Consider the following 15,064-nt stretch of genomic DNA (forward strand, 5'->3'; position numbering starts at 1 on the left):
TAATGAATTACGTATGTTCACTCCAGAGACTTGGTATTCATTTAGCGTCTTGCGACGTTAAGAATCCATGTCTTCGAGTGCCCACACAGATTGTCTGATAAATTGTTAAAGAGCAGTGCAACGCGGCTTTCGCTCACCGTTGCGAGGTCCCGTATAATACGTTTTCCTCTTTCAGAGTCAACCCTCAATTTCAGAATTTTTTCTCTTCAACCGGACCGGCTGTTTCCGTGAAGTGATTCACGTTTGCCGTTTCGATGGAGGCGCATTATAGGGATCCCATTTTTTTGCACAACCCTTTTTTGGATCTTTTTTTCCGACCGCCGCTTTTTCACTCTTTATGCTGAGATCCTGTGCGATCTGCTTAAATTTTGGCGTGTAAAGGGCTTGCGCCAGGCCTCTAAAGCTACCAAAGTCATCACTATAACTTCTGTTTTGACGAGGTAACTATGTCAGCTGCTCTACGTTCTTATAAAGATCTCTACCCTAAAATAGGTCAGCGCGTGATGATTGATGCCACCAGCGTGGTGATCGGCGATGTCAGAGTGGCTGATGACGTTGGCATCTGGCCGCTGGTTGCGATCCGCGGCGATGTGAATTACGTGCAGATTGGTGCCCGCAGCAATATTCAGGATGGCAGCGTGCTGCACGTGACCCATAAATCTTCCTATAACCCGGACGGTAATCCGCTCACTATTGGTGAAGATGTGACGGTAGGGCATAAAGTGATGCTGCACGGCTGCACGGTGGGCAACAGAGTGCTGGTCGGAATGGGATCCATTTTGCTGGATGGTGTAGTTGTAGAGGATGACGTGATGATTGGCGCCGGTAGCCTGGTACCGCAGAATAAGCGTCTGGCGAGCGGCTTTCTCTATTTAGGCAGCCCGGTTAAACAGATCCGCCCTCTGACCGAGGCGGAGATTGCGGGGCTGCTGTACTCCGCCAATAACTATGTGAAATGGAAAGACGACTATCTGGATCAGGCGCAGGAGAGCCACACCCAACCCTGATCGTCCTCCTGCTGGCGTCGGATCAGCTGTTCGGCCTCCTCTTCCAGATCCCAGCGATGCTCCTGAAAAAGCGCCAGCCACTGGGCTGGCGTCTCGCCGCCGAACCGGTTTGCCAGCGTTTCGGCTTTAATCGCACAGCTAAGCTGCATGCCGTTAACCAGCACCGGGAAGCAGATGGCGTTCAGTTCGTTATGCCACGCTTCCCGATCGGGAAAGTGAATCGCCTGGTTCACGCGGCCAGCTCCTGCTTGAGTCGTTCAATCACCAGGGCGGTTTCCGGCAGCACGCCATGCCAGAGCAGTACCGCATGAGCAGCCTGCGCCACCAGCATCCCCAACCCATCCGCACGCTGTTTTGCACCATGCTGTTCACACCAGCGGAGAAACGGCGTCTCTCCTTTTTGATAGAACATGTCATAGCAGTGACTATGGCTATCGATCAGGGAGCCAGGGATCTGCGGCGTTTCCCCACTGATGCCGCTGGAAGTGGCGTTGATAATAAGATCAAACTCGTGCCCGACAAGATCCTTCATCGCGACGGCGCTAACGCTGCCGGTATGGGCGAATAACGTCGCCAGCTCTTCGGCTCGAGCAAAAGTCCGATTGGTTATGGTTACCGCACAGTCGAGAGAGAGCAGCGGCAGCAGTACGCCGCGTGACGCGCCACCTGCACCAATCAGCAGAATGCGAAAGCCTGGCTTAATGAATCCTAGCCGCTGCAGATCGCTGAGTAGGCCAATGCCGTCGGTGTTATCCCCCAGCAGACGGCCATCATCAAGACGCTTGAGCGTATTAACCGCACCGGCAAGCGCCGCGCGCTCCGTCAGCTCATCCGCCCGGGCAAACGCTTCTTCTTTAAAGGGAACGGTGACGTTAGCCCCCTTTCCGCCCGCAGCGAAAAAAGCGTTTAGCGTCGCAATAAAATCATCAACGGGAGCCAGAACGCGCCCGTAAGGGTGAGCTATCTGCAACTGCTGCGCAAACTGCTGATGAATAAACGGCGATTTACTGTGTGCAATGGGATTACCAAAAACGGCATAGGATTCCATAGATCACCCCTGGCGAAAACGTTCGCCGGTCAATGCGTCACGAATTTCAGACGGATTTTCACGCCCGCCGGTTTCACCTTCTACAACCGGAAACGCATCGCCAAACTGCGCGCGCACCTCCTCGGTTGTCCGGCACGGCGGCAGACCGGTAAGATTAGCGCTGGTAGAGACCAACGGTTTACCGTAAGCCTTGCACAGCTCCACCACCAGCGGATGATCGGTAACCCGTACGGCCAGGGAGTCAAAGCGCCCGGTCAGCCAGCGCGGCGTTGTCGGTTTTGCCGGGAAAACAAAGGTCACCGGTCCAGGCCAGCAGGCAAATACCGCTTCTCGCTGGGCATCATTTAACGCCTGCTCATCTATATAAGGTTTCAGTTGCTCAAAGCTGGCAGCAATAAGGATCAACCCCTTCTCTACCGGACGCTGTTTTAATACCAGAAGGCGGTTAACCGCCGTTTCACTGTCGGGGTCGCAGCCGACGCCAAAAACAGCTTCGGTGGGATAGGCGATGACATCTTCTCTATTCAGTACCGCCACCGCATCCGCGATAGCGCCTGAGGGCAGGTTATTATTCACTGTTCTTTTCCGCCGTGACCGGCTTTCCACATTGTTTACTGGCACAGAAGCATTTAACGCCCTGCACGATTTTCTTCTCTATAAGTAGCGGGTAGTGACACGTCGGGCACTCGCCTGCTACCGGTTTAAAATTGATAACAAACTGGCACTCCGGATAGCGATCGCAGGAGTGGAAGGTTTTGCCATAGCGTGAACGTCGCTGGACGAGGGTGCCCTGCTTGCACTGCGGACAGGTAATGGTCGTGTCGTCGGGTTTATCGATTGTTTCCGTATGTCCGCATTCCGGATATTGGCTACAGCCAATAAACATACCGAAGCGCCCCTGGCGAAGCACCAGCACAGACTGGCAAAGTGGGCACAGCTGCCCCTCCAGAACCTTGACGATATGTCCATCGGCCTGGCTTTTCAGGGAGCGGACATAGTCACATTCAGGATAGTGGGAACAACCAAGAAACGGCCCGCGTTTCCCGGTCCGAATAACAAGCGGAGCCCCGCACTGCGGGCAGGGCTCTTGATTAGACACCGAAAACAGTGCTGATTTGGCCATAACAACTCTTGATGCTGCGACGATAGTTAGTGCAGCATACCTTCATTCACTTCAAAGAGTAATTCTTCCATCTGCTGATAGGCATTTTCACAGCCTGGGATATTGAAGAGCACCATCAGGATGACCCACTTGAGATCTTCCAGCTCGAACTCTGCCGTATCCAGCGCCAGCACGCGCTCAATCACCATTTCTCGTGTTTCGAGGTTTAGCACCTGAATCTGCTCGAGGAATAACAGGAAACCCCGGCAGCTGGCATCCAGCCGTTCACACTCTTCTGCAGTATAGATACGCAGAGAGAGAGGGTCTGAGGCAAGCTGCATCGGTTCGGCGAGGCCTTCCTGATAGTCAGCAAGCTTCTCCAGCCACAGTAGCGCGTTGTAGATATCCTCACGGTCAAAACCGGCGTCAGTGAGGTCCCGTTCAAGTTTGTCCTGATCCACACGCAGTTCTGCTTCGTTGTGGATATAAGTCTCAAACAAATACATTAGTACGTCGAACATGGCTTGCCCTCCTTAATCGGACATAGCCGCCGGGTACAGCTGCGATCCATCCTGCTAACTCCAGTTCGAGTAGCTGGGCCACAATCACTGGCACAGGTTGGCCGGCACGTTCAGCGACGACGTCAACAGGTGTTACCTCATCTCCTACGTTAGCCAGGAGCTCAGGAAATGGCAATGCCGCCGCTCGGTGTTCTGACGAATAAATTGGTTTTTCGCGTGCATTGTGTAGCCAGGGTAAACCCTGATGTAGATTTTCGAGGATCTCCTCTGGGGTGCTGACCAACATCGCCCCCTGCTGGATCAGCCAGTGAGGGCCTTCGCTACCGGGACTGCCCAACGCGCCGGGCAGCGCAAAGACTTCCCGCCCCTGATCCATCGCGCAACGGGCGGTTACCAGGGATCCACTACGCAGGGCAGCCTCCACCACCAGCACGCCCTGGCTAAGGCCGCTGATAACCCGGTTACGCCGGGGAAAGTTACCCGGTCTGGGCAGTGCTGCCAGTGGAAACTCTGATACCAGCGCGCCACCAGCCTCAATAAGCTCCGCCGCCAGGGCAGCATGCCGACGGGGATAGATCTGTTGCAGACCGTTACCCAGCACCGCAAGGCTTTTACCTCCGCTGCGCAGCGCGCTGCGATGGGCAATCCCATCGATGCCTAACGCCAGCCCGCTGGTAATTGTTAAGCCGCACGCCGCGAGCCGTTCGCAAAAATGACCTCCCCAGCGCTCGCCATACCATGAGTTTGCTCGGCTACCCACCACGGCCAGCTGCGGGGTAGTGAGCAGGCTCACATCTCCCTTCACAAACAGCGCGCCGGGGAAATCAGGAATAGCACGCAGCGTTGGCGGGTAGTCCCCATCGCTCGCCAACAGCAGGTGATGCTCAGGCAGAGCCAGCCACGCAAGCGTGCTGTCGATATCGCGGGTAGAGACAGCGAAAAACCGCGCGCTCTGTTTTGCCGTCAGCCCGGCGAGCGAAAGCGTTTTTGCATCGGGATGGGGATGAGATGCTAAAAAATGTGCGGCCTCCAGCATCCGTTCGCCATAGAGTTCACCGAGGTGGATCAGCCGCAGCCAAATCTCTGTCAAAGTCATCCTTGTCCCTTGCCACACGGGGCGGTTGCAATCTTTGCGATTGGTCACTGATGCTGTCAATCGGAGGGGGATTTGTCTAGAATAGTGGTAACGATCTTTTCAACTCCTGAACACAACTCCTGGGTATTTATGTCAGTTTTGCACGTGTTACATATTCCGGACGAGCGTCTTCGCAAAGTCGCTGCGCCGGTAAAAGAAGTGAATGCAGAAATTCAGCGCATCGTTGATGATATGTTTGAAACGATGTACGCCGAAGAGGGTATTGGTCTTGCCGCCACGCAGGTTGATATCCACCAACGTATTATTGTTATTGATGTCTCTGAAAACCGCGACGAGCAGCTGGTGCTCATTAACCCAGAATTGCTGGAAAAGAGCGGCGAGACCGGTATTGAAGAGGGTTGTCTGTCAATCCCTGAGCAGCGTGCGCTGGTTCCACGCGCGGAAAAAGTAAAAATTCGCGCCCTCGATCGCGAAGGTAAATCCTTTGAGCTGGAAGCCGACGGCCTGCTGGCCATCTGTATTCAGCATGAAATGGATCACCTGGTCGGCAAACTGTTTATCGACTATCTGTCGCCGATGAAGCGTCAGCGCATTCGCCAGAAAGTGGAAAAACTGGACCGCCTGAACGGGCGTGCATAACCGAAGCCAAAAGGATCAACGTGTCGGATTCACTACGTATTATTTTTGCCGGTACGCCTGACTTTGCCGCGCGTCATCTTGACGCGCTGCTGTCATCCGGACACCAGGTGGTTGGCGTCTTTACCCAGCCAGACAGGCCCGCCGGGCGCGGTAAAAAACTGATGCCGGGTCCGGTGAAGGTGCTGGCTGAAGCGAAAGGCCTACCTGTCTTTCAGCCCGTCTCTTTGCGCCCGCAGGAGAACCAGCAGCTGGTTGCCGATCTCAACGCTGACGTCATGGTCGTCGTTGCCTATGGCCTCATCCTGCCGAAGGCAGTACTTGATATGCCGCGCCTCGGCTGCATTAACGTTCACGGTTCTCTGCTGCCGCGCTGGCGCGGGGCGGCTCCCATTCAGCGTTCGCTGTGGGCGGGCGATGCCGAAACGGGCGTTACCATTATGCAGATGGACGTGGGGCTGGACACCGGCGATATGCTCTACAAGCTTGCCTGTCCAATTACCGCCGAAGATACCAGCGCCTCGCTCTACGATAAGCTCGCAGAACTTGGCCCGCAGGGGTTAATCGAAACTCTGGACCAGCTGGCACAGGGCACTGCCCAGCCGCAGGTACAGGATGAGGCGCTCGTCACCTACGCTGAAAAGCTCAGCAAAGAGGAAGCGCGCATCGACTGGTCGCTCTCTGCGGCGCAGCTTGAGCGCTGCATCCGGGCCTTTAATCCATGGCCGATGAGCTGGCTGGAGATCGACGAGCAGCCGGTGAAAGTCTGGAAGGCGTCGGTAATCAACCAGCAGACCGGCGCTGAGCCAGGCACGATTGTTGATGCCAATAAACAGGGTATTCAGGTTGCGACCGCCGACGGCATTCTGAATCTGGAGTCGCTGCAGCCGGCAGGTAAAAAAGCGATGAGTGCGCAGGATCTCCTGAACTCCCGTCGCGAATGGTTTATTCCCGGTCACCGTCTGGCCTGACGGCCCCTACCTTTAACGCCCGGTGTTGCCGGGCATTTTTATTTTTGCGGTTATGAAAAAAACAATCAATTTACGCAGCATGGCAGCGCAGGCCATCGAACAGGTTGTTGAGCAGGGTCAGTCGCTTAGTAACGTCCTCCCTGCTCTGCAGCAGAAAGTCTCGGATAAAGATAAAGCCCTGCTTCAAGAGCTGTGCTTTGGCGTGCTGCGCACACTCTCCCAAATGGAGTGGCTCATCAATAAGCTGATGTCCCGGCCGATGACCGGCAAGCAGCGCACCCTTCACTATCTGATCATGGTTGGGTTTTATCAGCTGCTCTATACCCGCGTTCCGCCGCACGCTGCCTTAGCGGAAACGGTAGAGGGTGCAGTAGCGATTAAGCGTCCACAGCTAAAAGGCCTGATTAACGGCGTACTGCGCCAGTTCCAGCGTCAGCAGGAGCCGCTGCTGGCAGAGTTTGCCACCAGCGAAAGCCGTTTTTTGCATCCTGACTGGCTGCTTAAGCGCCTGCAAAAAGCCTACCCGCAGCAGTGGGAGCATATCGTTGAGGCTAACAACCTGCGTCCGCCGATGTGGCTACGCGTGAACCGCAACCACCACTCCCGCGATGCCTGGCTGGCGCTGCTGGAGGCCTCCGGTCAGCAGGGTTTTCCTCATAACGATTATCCCGATGCCGTGCGCCTGGCCTCGCCTGCCCCGGTGCAGGCTCTGCCCGGCTTCGATCAGGGCTGGGTGACGGTACAGGACGCCTCGGCCCAGGGCTGCATGAATTTTCTGGAGCCGCAAAACGGCGAGCAGATCCTCGATCTCTGTGCCGCGCCGGGGGGTAAAACAACCCATATTCTGGAAGTCGCTCCTGAAGCCAGCGTCCTGGCAGTTGACGTTGATGAACAGCGCCTCTCCCGCGTCTACGATAACCTGAAGCGTCTGGGAGTGAAGGCGCAGGTTAAGCAGGGCGACGGCCGATTCCCTTCCCAGTGGTGCGGCGACCAGACGTTCGATCGTATTCTGCTTGATGCCCCCTGCTCGGCGACGGGGGTGATCCGCCGCCATCCGGATATCAAGTGGCTGCGCCGCGATCGTGATATCCCGGAGCTAGTCCAGCTACAGTCTGCTATTCTCGACGCCATCTGGCCGCACCTGAAACCGGGCGGTACCCTGGTGTATGCCACCTGTTCCGTTCTCCCGGAGGAGAACAGCCTGCAAATTGCTGAGTTCCTCAAGCGAACGCCGAATGCACAGCTGAACGGTACAGGTACGCCAGCGCAGCCGGGACAGCAAAATCTTCCGGGTGCGGAAGAGGGTGACGGCTTCTATTACGCTAAGCTAATCAAACAGTGATTGAGATGACGAGTCGCAGCTGATGAAAATAATCATTCTGGGTGCAGGACAGGTCGGCGGCACGCTGGCCGAAAACCTGGTCGGTGAAAACAATGACATTACCGTTGTTGATATCAATGGCGATCGCCTGCACATGTTGCAGGATAAGTTTGACCTGCGTGTCGTTCAAGGGCATGGCTCGCACCCCCGCGTTTTGCGTGAAGCAGGCGCGGACGATGCGGATATGCTCGTTGCCGTAACCAGCTCCGATGAAACCAATATGGTTGCCTGCCAGGTCGCCTACTCGCTGTTTAATACGCCCAACCGCATCGCGCGTATTCGTGCGCCTGACTATGTGCGTGATGCAGACAAGCTGTTCAATACCGATGCCGTACCTATCGATCATCTGATTGCCCCCGAGCAGCTGGTGATCGACAGCATCTATCGTCTGATTGAATATCCTGGCGCACTGCAGGTCGTTAACTTTGCCGAAGGTAAAGTAAGCCTCGCGGTGGTGAAGGCCTACTACGGCGGTCCGCTGGTGGGTAACGCCCTTTCGATTATGCGCGAGCATATGCCGCATATCGACACCCGGGTTGCCGCCATCTTTCGTCACGACAGGCCGATCCGCCCGCAGGGATCGACCATTGTTGAAGCAGGCGATGAAGTATTTTTTATCGCGGCATCACAGCATATTCGTGCCGTCATGAGCGAGCTACAGCGTCTGGAAAAACCCTATAAGCGCATTATGCTGGTAGGTGGCGGTAACATAGGCGCAGGCCTCGCAAGCCAGCTGGAGAAGGACTACAGCGTTAAGTTGATCGAGCGCGATCAGCGCCGGGCGGCGGAGCTAGCCGAGAAGTTGCAAAATACGATCGTCTTCTACGGTGATGCGTCGGATCAGGAGTTGCTGGCGGAAGAGCATATCGATCAGGTGGATCTTTTCATTGCCGTTACCAATGACGATGAAGCCAACATTATGTCCGCCATGCTGGCCAAGCGTATGGGGGCGAAAAAAGTGATGGTGCTGATCCAGCGCCGCGCCTACGTTGACCTCGTGCAGGGCAGCGTCATTGATATCGCTATCTCCCCGCAGGAGGCAACGATCTCTGCGCTGCTTAGCCACGTGCGTAAAGCAGATATTGTGGGTGTCTCCTCTCTGCGTCGGGGCGTTGCCGAGGCGATCGAGGCTGTGGCACATGGTGATGAGAGTACTTCCCGCGTCGTAGGCCGAGTGATTGATGAAATTAAGCTGCCGCCAGGAACGATCATTGGGGCAGTTGTGCGCGGTAACGACGTTATGATTGCTAACGATAATTTGCGTATTGAGCAAGGCGACCACGTTATTATGTTTCTGACGGACAAAAAATTTATTACCGATGTAGAACGGCTGTTCCAACCCAGCCCCTTCTTCCTGTAATGGCCCAGGAAATGGAAATTAAAGAGACCTTTGTTAGACTTAGTGGGTCTTTGGCATAAGGAGAATCAAATGAGTTTGTTAAAAGAGTTTCGCGCATTCGCCATGCGCGGCAACGTTATCGATCTGGCCGTCGGGGTCATCATTGGTGCGGCGTTCGGTAAAATTGTCTCGTCGCTGGTTGCCGATATCATTATGCCTCCCCTCGGCCTGCTGATCGGCGGCGTTGATTTCAAACAGTTCGCGTGGACGCTGCGTCCGGCTCAGGGTGACCTCCCTGCGGTTGTCATGCACTACGGCGTATTCATTCAGAACATTTTTGATTTTCTGATCGTGGCATTTGCGATCTTTATGGCGATTAAGCTGATTAACCGGCTTCATCAGAAGAAGAAAGAAGAACCCAAAGCCCCAGCAGCCCCCTCTAAAGAGGAGTTACTGCTGACCGAGATCCGCGACCTGCTTAAAGAGCAAAACAGCCGTCCTTAACAGAAAGTCAGCGGCAAAGGTGAGTCACGCTTTTGCCGCTGGCCTTTTACAGTATTAACACCCTTTCTGACCAGCATCCTTTATCCCACCCTGCTCCAGCGCTTCCAAAATCGAACAGTAAACGCTGCTATGGGCCATGCCGCAGCAGGCGTCATTAAGCCGCTGAAGGGAGCGACGCATGACCTGCAACTCTGCAATCCGCGCCTCAACCTCGCTTAGGCGAGACTGAACAATGCCTTTTGACTCCTGGCAGGTATGGTGCTCGGGATCGATACGGATCGACAGCAGCTCGCGGATCGATTCCAGAGTAAAACCAAGCTGCCGCGCATGACGAATAAACTTTAGCCGCTGAAGATCGCCGTCGGTATACAGACGGAAACCGCCCTGGGTTCGCACCTCATGATCCATCATCTGCTGCTTTTCATAATAGCGAACGGTATCAGGCGTCACCTCTGCGAGCTTTGCCAGCTCTCCAATTCGGTACATCGCTACTCCTCACCCATTTTTTTCATCAGTTTATCGGCATACTCACCGCGCAAAAAGTCGGTGCTTAAACCAGCCTGGCGCAGCTGGAGTTCAAGCAGGGCTAATCTACGACTAAGCTCATGATAGTCAGGATGATCCCGCTGTACCGTCTTTAACAGATCGGCCAGCGCCATGGCCTCTTTACGCTGGGCCAGCTCCGGCGGCAAACAGCCGGCATTCTTCAGTAGTCGATAGCCTGCCCGCAGTTCAGGGGGGACATGCGCGTCATCATCGAGGCGCAGCGGCTCACCGCTACCGGGAAGGTTATCAAATTCACCTTGTTGCTGGGCATCACGAATATGGCGTTCTGCCCACTGATCGAGTAACCACATAGTCAACTCCGGGGGATGAACGTAAGCTCAAGGCTATTTTAGCAGGACGAGGAAGGTGGGATGAGAGAAATAAAAAAACCCGCCGAAGCGGGTCTTTTTATGTTGCTACAGATTACTCTGCAGCAGCTTCTGCTTGCGATTCAGAACGATCAACCAGCTCGATGTAAGCCATCGGAGCGTTGTCGCCTGCACGGAAGCCACACTTCAGAATGCGAGTGTAACCACCGGCACGGCTCGCGAAACGCGGGCCCAGCTCGTTAAACAGTTTTGCCACGATCTCGTTATCACGAGTACGGGCGAATGCCAGACGACGATTAGCTACGCTATCAGTCTTGGCAAGAGTAATCAGCGGCTCAACTACGCGGCGCAGCTCTTTCGCTTTAGGCAGGGTCGTCTTGATGATCTCATGACGAACCAGTGAACCTGCCATATTGCGGAACATAGCCTGGCGATGGCTGCTGTTGCGGTTCAGTTGACGACCACTCTTACGATGGCGCATGACCTTATCCTTCTCAGTAAAACCTTAACCTGTGATCCGGTTACTCGTCAGCAATGCTTGCCGGCGGCCAGTTTTCCAGGCGCATGCCCAGAGACAGACCACGTGAGGCCAGCACGTCTTTAATCTCGGTAAGAGATTTTTTACCCAGGTTAGGCGTTTTAAGTAGCTCAACCTCGGTACGCTGTACCAGATCACCGATATAGTGGATAGCTTCTGCTTTAAGGCAGTTAGCAGAGCGGACAGTCAATTCCAGATCGTCAACAGGGCGCAGCAGGATCGGATCGAATTCTGGTTTCTCTTCTTTCACTTCCGGCTGACGTACATCACGTAAGTCAACGAAAGCTTCCAGTTGTTCTGCCAGGATGGTTGCCGCACGACGAATCGCCTCTTCAGGATCGATTGTGCCGTTGGTTTCCATTTCGATGACCAGCTTGTCCAGGTCGGTACGCTGCTCTACACGCGCTGCTTCAACATTGTAGGCAATACGCTCTACAGGGCTATAGCATGCGTCAACCAGCAGACGGCCAATTGGGCGCTCATCTTCTTCCGAATGAATTCGGGCAGAAGCCGGCACATAACCACGACCGCGCTGAACTTTGATACGCATGCTAATAGATGCGTTCTCATCGGTCAGGTGGCAGATCACGTGCTGCGGCTTGACGATTTCGACATCACCGTCGTGGGTGATGTCGGCTGCAGTCACAGGGCCAATGCCAGATTTATTCAGGGTAAGAATAACATCATCTTTACCTTGAACTCTCACCGCCAGCCCTTTCAGGTTGAGCAGGATCTCCAGGATATCTTCCTGAACGCCTTCTTTGGTGCTGTACTCATGTAGTACACCATCAATCTCAACCTCGGTCACCGCACAACCCGGCATCGATGAGAGCAGAATACGGCGCAGTGCGTTACCCAGAGTATGGCCAAAGCCACGCTCTAAAGGCTCAAGGGTCACCTTGGCGTGCGTCGAACTCACTTGCTCGATATCTACCAGGCGCGGTTTTAGAAACTCTGTCACAGAACCCTGCATTGTGTCCTCTCTTTGGTACTAAGCTTTACTTGGAGTAAAGCTCGACGATCAGGTGTTCGTTAATGTCCGCAGACAGATCAGAACGCTCAGGCTTGCGCTTGTACGTACCTTCCATCTTGCCAGCATCAACTTCCAGCCAGGTTGGCTTTTCACGCTGCTCAGCCAACTCCAGAGCGGCCTTCACGCGAGATTGCTTTTTGGCTTTCTCACGGATGCTAACTACGTCATTCGGAGTTACCTGATAAGAAGCGATGTTAACAACGCGGCCGTTTACCATGATTGCTTTATGGCTAACGAGCTGACGTGCTTCCGCGCGAGTTGCGCCAAAGCCCATACGGTATACTACGTTGTCCAGACGACCTTCGAGCAGAGCCAGCAGGTTTTCACCCGTGTTGCCTTTCAGACGAGCTGCTTCTTTATAGTAGTTACGGAACTGACGCTCCAGAACACCGTACATACGGCGAACTTTCTGCTTTTCACGCAACTGTACACCATAGTCAGACAGACGCGGTTTACGCGCACCGTGCTGGCCAGGAGCTTGTTCAATTTTACACTTGGTATCGATCGCGCGAACGCCAGACTTAAGGAATAAGTCGGTGCCCTCACGACGGCTCAGCTTGAGCTTAGGACCCAAATATCTTGCCATTTTCTTTCTCCAACAAACCTGGAAACGACAGCGTTATACGCGGCGTTTTTTCGGCGGACGACAACCGTTATGAGGGATCGGAGTCACATCAGTAATATTAGTGATGCGGAAACCAGCGGCGTTCAGAGCACGAATAGTAGATTCGCGGCCTGGACCCGGACCTTTAACCATAACTTCCAGATTCTTGATACCGTATTCTTTTACGGCGTCAGCGCAACGCTCTGCTGCAACCTGAGCTGCGAACGGAGTAGATTTGCGAGAACCACGGAAACCGGAACCACCGGCTGTTGCCCAACCCAGCGCATTACCCTGACGATCGGTAATAGTTACGATGGTGTTGTTAAAAGAAGCATGGACATGAGCCACGCCGTCAGAGACTTGTTTTCTTACACGCTTACGTGCACGAACTGGTGCCTTTGCCATTTTATTCAATCACCCCGATTATTTCTTGATCGGTTTGCGCGGACCCTTACGGGTACGTGCGTTGGTCTTAGTACGCTGACCGCGCACTGGCAGACCACGACGATGACGCAAACCGCGATAGCAACCAAGATCCATAAGGCGCTTGATGCTCATGCTAACTTCACGGCGCAGATCACCTTCAACGACAAATTTGGCAACTTCGTCACGCAGCGTGTCGATTTGTTCTTCAGACAGCTCACTGATCTTAACATCTTCAGCGATACCCGCAGAAGCCAGAATGGCTTTAGAACGGGTCTTGCCGACACCGTAGATCGACGTTAATGCGATTACGGCGTGTTTCTGATCAGGAATGTTAATGCCTGCTATACGGGCCACTATGCACTCCTACTATTTAATATGTACGCCCCATGCTGAAAAGCCCGTTTTCAGGATACTCAAATGGAAACGTACAGACATACAAAAGATTGGCTGGCTAATCTAGCCAGCTCAACCCAACTTTGCAAGAAAAATATGCGAAATAATCAGCCTTGGCGCTGTTTATGCTTCGGCTCGGCACTGCAAATCACGCGGATGACGCCATCACGCTTAACGATTTTGCAGTTACGGCATAATTTCTTGACGGAAGCACGAACTTTCATTTTTACTCTCCGTAACTTCTCGAGCGACCTTTAGCGGCTATAGCCTTTCAGGTTCGCCTTCTTCAATGCAGACTCATACTGACTCGACATCATCAGAGTTTGCACTTGAGCCATAAAGTCCATAATCACGACAACAACGATGAGCAGTGAGGTTCCACCGAAGTAGAACGGTACTTTCATTGCATCACGCATGAACTCCGGGATCAGGCAGATAAAGGTAATGTAGAGCGCACCGACCAGAGTCAGGCGGGTCATTACTTTATCGATGTACTTCGCCGTTTGTTCTCCCGGACGAATTCCTGGTACAAATGCACCGGACTTCTTCAGGTTATCTGCTGTTTCACGCGGGTTGAAAACCAACGCCGTGTAGAAGAAACAGAAGAAGATGATTGCAGTCGCATAGAGTAACACATAAAGCGGTTGCCCAGGCTGCAAATACAGCGAAATTGTTGTCAGCCAGTTCCAACCAGTACCATTCCCGAACCATGACGCGATGGTCGCTGGGAACAGAATAATACTGGAAGCGAAGATTGCCGGGATTACCCCCGCCATATTCACTTTCAGCGGTAAATGTGTGCTCTGTGCAGCATAGACACGACGACCCTGCTGGCGTTTCGCGTAGTTTACCACAATGCGGCGTTGACCACGTTCAACAAACACAACAAAGAACGTCACTGCAAATACTAATACTGCAACCAACAGCAACAGGAGGAAGTGCAGGTCGCCTTGACGCGCTTGCTCGATCGTATGGGCAATGGCTGGCGGGAGTCCCGCAACGATACCAGCGAAGATAATGATCGAGATACCGTTGCCGATACCACGTTCAGTAATCTGTTCGCCGAGCCACATCAGGAACATCGTTCCTGTGACCAGACTTACAACAGCGGTGAAATAGAATGCAAAGCCTGGATTCATTACCAGGCCCTGCATACCAGGCATATTCGGTAGACCGGTAGCAATACCGATCGACTGGAATATTGCCAGCACCAGAGTGCCGTAACGGGTGTACTGGCTGATCTTACGACGACCAGACTCCCCTTCTTTCTTCAGCTCTGCCAGCGGTGGGTAAACCACCGTCAGCAGCTGGACAATAATAGAGGCCGAAATATACGGCATAATGCCCAGGGCAAAGATTGAAGCTCGGCTGAGAGCACCACCAGAGAACATGTTAAACATCTCAATGATGGTGCCTCGCTGTTGCTCAAGCAGTTTGGCAAGTACAGCGGCATCAATACCAGGGATCGGAATAAAAGAGCCAATACGGAACACAATAAGCGCACCGATTACAAACAACAGTCTGCGTTTCAGCTCGCCTAAGCCACCTTTGGCACTTTGAAAATCTAATCCCGGTTGTTTAGCCATCTGC

General features: G+C 53.8%; 21 protein-coding genes. 6 read left to right on the forward strand and 15 right to left on the reverse strand.

Translation table 11 applies throughout. The features are described from left to right. The first annotated feature begins 446 nt into the window (after nucleotides 1-446). Complete coding sequence (locus NR795_RS15230) at nucleotides 447-1,007, forward strand: gamma carbonic anhydrase family protein (protein ID WP_144819419.1); 561 nt, start codon at nucleotides 447-449, stop codon at nucleotides 1,005-1,007. On the opposite strand, the gene NR795_RS15235 is transcribed toward NR795_RS15230, so the two are convergent. Genes NR795_RS15235 through dprA form a run of 6 tightly spaced genes read right to left on the reverse strand, consistent with a single transcriptional unit; the run spans nucleotide 977 to nucleotide 4,774 of the window. Then, nucleotides 977-1,240 (reverse strand): DUF1488 domain-containing protein, encoded by a 264-nt coding sequence (locus NR795_RS15235; RefSeq protein ID WP_257758657.1) that lies wholly within the window; start codon nucleotides 1,238-1,240, stop codon nucleotides 977-979. The genes NR795_RS15230 and NR795_RS15235 overlap by 31 nt on opposite strands. After that, on the reverse strand, nucleotides 1,237-2,055 hold the full coding sequence (gene aroE, locus NR795_RS15240) for a shikimate dehydrogenase (RefSeq protein ID WP_144819417.1): 819 nt from the start codon (nucleotides 2,053-2,055) through the stop codon (nucleotides 1,237-1,239). Before aroE ends, NR795_RS15235 begins: the two co-directional genes overlap by 4 nt. A gap of 3 nt (nucleotides 2,056-2,058) precedes the next feature. Further along, complete coding sequence (gene tsaC / locus NR795_RS15245; protein ID WP_144819416.1) at nucleotides 2,059-2,631, reverse strand: L-threonylcarbamoyladenylate synthase type 1 TsaC; 573 nt, start codon at nucleotides 2,629-2,631, stop codon at nucleotides 2,059-2,061. Beyond that, a complete protein-coding gene (locus tag NR795_RS15250; RefSeq protein ID WP_257758658.1) occupies nucleotides 2,624-3,178 on the reverse strand; it encodes a topoisomerase DNA-binding C4 zinc finger domain-containing protein in 555 nt (184 codons plus the stop codon). Before NR795_RS15250 ends, tsaC begins: the two co-directional genes overlap by 8 nt. 26 nt (nucleotides 3,179-3,204) lie before the next feature. Then, nucleotides 3,205-3,678: a DUF494 family protein Smg gene (smg, locus tag NR795_RS15255; protein WP_042395982.1), complete on the reverse strand. Its 474-nt coding sequence runs from the start codon at nucleotides 3,676-3,678 to the stop codon at nucleotides 3,205-3,207. Continuing rightward, the gene (dprA, locus tag NR795_RS15260) at nucleotides 3,650-4,774 is read right to left on the reverse strand and encodes a DNA-protecting protein DprA (RefSeq protein ID WP_257758660.1); all 1,125 of its coding nucleotides are present in this window, start codon (nucleotides 4,772-4,774) and stop codon (nucleotides 3,650-3,652) included. Before dprA ends, smg begins: the two co-directional genes overlap by 29 nt. Nucleotides 4,775-4,903: 129 nt before the next feature. Between dprA and def the strand changes: the two genes are divergently transcribed. From def to mscL, 5 genes are all read left to right on the forward strand, one after another. After that, nucleotides 4,904-5,413, forward strand: a complete 510-nt coding sequence (gene def, locus NR795_RS15265) for a peptide deformylase (protein WP_042395985.1) — start codon at nucleotides 4,904-4,906, stop codon at nucleotides 5,411-5,413. Nucleotides 5,414-5,433: 20 nt separating this feature from the next. Further along, entirely contained in the window at nucleotides 5,434-6,381 is a 948-nt protein-coding gene (gene fmt, locus NR795_RS15270) for a methionyl-tRNA formyltransferase (protein WP_257758661.1), read from the forward strand. 52 nt (nucleotides 6,382-6,433) lie between these two features. Continuing rightward, on the forward strand, nucleotides 6,434-7,723 hold the full coding sequence (gene rsmB, locus NR795_RS15275) for a 16S rRNA (cytosine(967)-C(5))-methyltransferase RsmB (RefSeq protein ID WP_144819412.1): 1,290 nt from the start codon (nucleotides 6,434-6,436) through the stop codon (nucleotides 7,721-7,723). A gap of 22 nt (nucleotides 7,724-7,745) precedes the next feature. Continuing rightward, nucleotides 7,746-9,122: a Trk system potassium transporter TrkA gene (gene trkA / locus NR795_RS15280; RefSeq protein ID WP_103821899.1), complete on the forward strand. Its 1,377-nt coding sequence runs from the start codon at nucleotides 7,746-7,748 to the stop codon at nucleotides 9,120-9,122. A gap of 69 nt (nucleotides 9,123-9,191) precedes the next feature. Next, nucleotides 9,192-9,605, forward strand: a complete 414-nt coding sequence (gene mscL / locus NR795_RS15285) for a large-conductance mechanosensitive channel protein MscL (RefSeq protein WP_144819411.1) — start codon at nucleotides 9,192-9,194, stop codon at nucleotides 9,603-9,605. Nucleotides 9,606-9,659: 54 nt separating this feature from the next. Here mscL and zntR read toward each other — a convergent pair whose 3' ends face one another. From zntR to secY, 9 genes are all read right to left on the reverse strand, one after another. Further along, nucleotides 9,660-10,091: a Zn(2+)-responsive transcriptional regulator gene (zntR, locus tag NR795_RS15290; protein WP_257758663.1), complete on the reverse strand. Its 432-nt coding sequence runs from the start codon at nucleotides 10,089-10,091 to the stop codon at nucleotides 9,660-9,662. Nucleotides 10,092-10,093: 2 nt separating this feature from the next. Further along, nucleotides 10,094-10,462: a DUF1992 domain-containing protein gene (locus NR795_RS15295; RefSeq protein ID WP_154056354.1), complete on the reverse strand. Its 369-nt coding sequence runs from the start codon at nucleotides 10,460-10,462 to the stop codon at nucleotides 10,094-10,096. Between the two features lie 112 nt (nucleotides 10,463-10,574). Further along, nucleotides 10,575-10,961: a 50S ribosomal protein L17 gene (rplQ, locus tag NR795_RS15300; RefSeq protein ID WP_042395993.1), complete on the reverse strand. Its 387-nt coding sequence runs from the start codon at nucleotides 10,959-10,961 to the stop codon at nucleotides 10,575-10,577. Nucleotides 10,962-11,001: 40 nt separating this feature from the next. After that, a complete protein-coding gene (locus NR795_RS15305; RefSeq protein ID WP_034461761.1) occupies nucleotides 11,002-11,991 on the reverse strand; it encodes a DNA-directed RNA polymerase subunit alpha in 990 nt (329 codons plus the stop codon). A 25-nt stretch (nucleotides 11,992-12,016) separates the two neighbouring features. Then, on the reverse strand, nucleotides 12,017-12,637 hold the full coding sequence (gene rpsD, locus NR795_RS15310; RefSeq protein WP_021265666.1) for a 30S ribosomal protein S4: 621 nt from the start codon (nucleotides 12,635-12,637) through the stop codon (nucleotides 12,017-12,019). 33 nt (nucleotides 12,638-12,670) lie between these two features. Continuing rightward, nucleotides 12,671-13,060, reverse strand: a complete 390-nt coding sequence (gene rpsK, locus NR795_RS15315; RefSeq protein WP_034899652.1) for a 30S ribosomal protein S11 — start codon at nucleotides 13,058-13,060, stop codon at nucleotides 12,671-12,673. An 18-nt stretch (nucleotides 13,061-13,078) separates the two neighbouring features. Next, a complete protein-coding gene (rpsM, locus tag NR795_RS15320) occupies nucleotides 13,079-13,435 on the reverse strand; it encodes a 30S ribosomal protein S13 (protein WP_042396003.1) in 357 nt (118 codons plus the stop codon). 146 nt (nucleotides 13,436-13,581) lie between these two features. Continuing rightward, nucleotides 13,582-13,698, reverse strand: coding sequence for a 50S ribosomal protein L36 (gene rpmJ / locus NR795_RS15325; RefSeq protein WP_000868187.1), 117 nt, complete (start codon nucleotides 13,696-13,698; stop codon nucleotides 13,582-13,584). A gap of 30 nt (nucleotides 13,699-13,728) precedes the next feature. Then, entirely contained in the window at nucleotides 13,729-15,060 is a 1,332-nt protein-coding gene (gene secY / locus NR795_RS15330; protein ID WP_042396006.1) for a preprotein translocase subunit SecY, read from the reverse strand. Between the last annotated feature and the right edge of the window lie 4 nt (nucleotides 15,061-15,064).

This window comes from Pseudescherichia sp. L3 (genome assembly GCF_024656065.1).
GTDB lineage: Bacteria > Pseudomonadota > Gammaproteobacteria > Enterobacterales > Enterobacteriaceae > Pseudescherichia.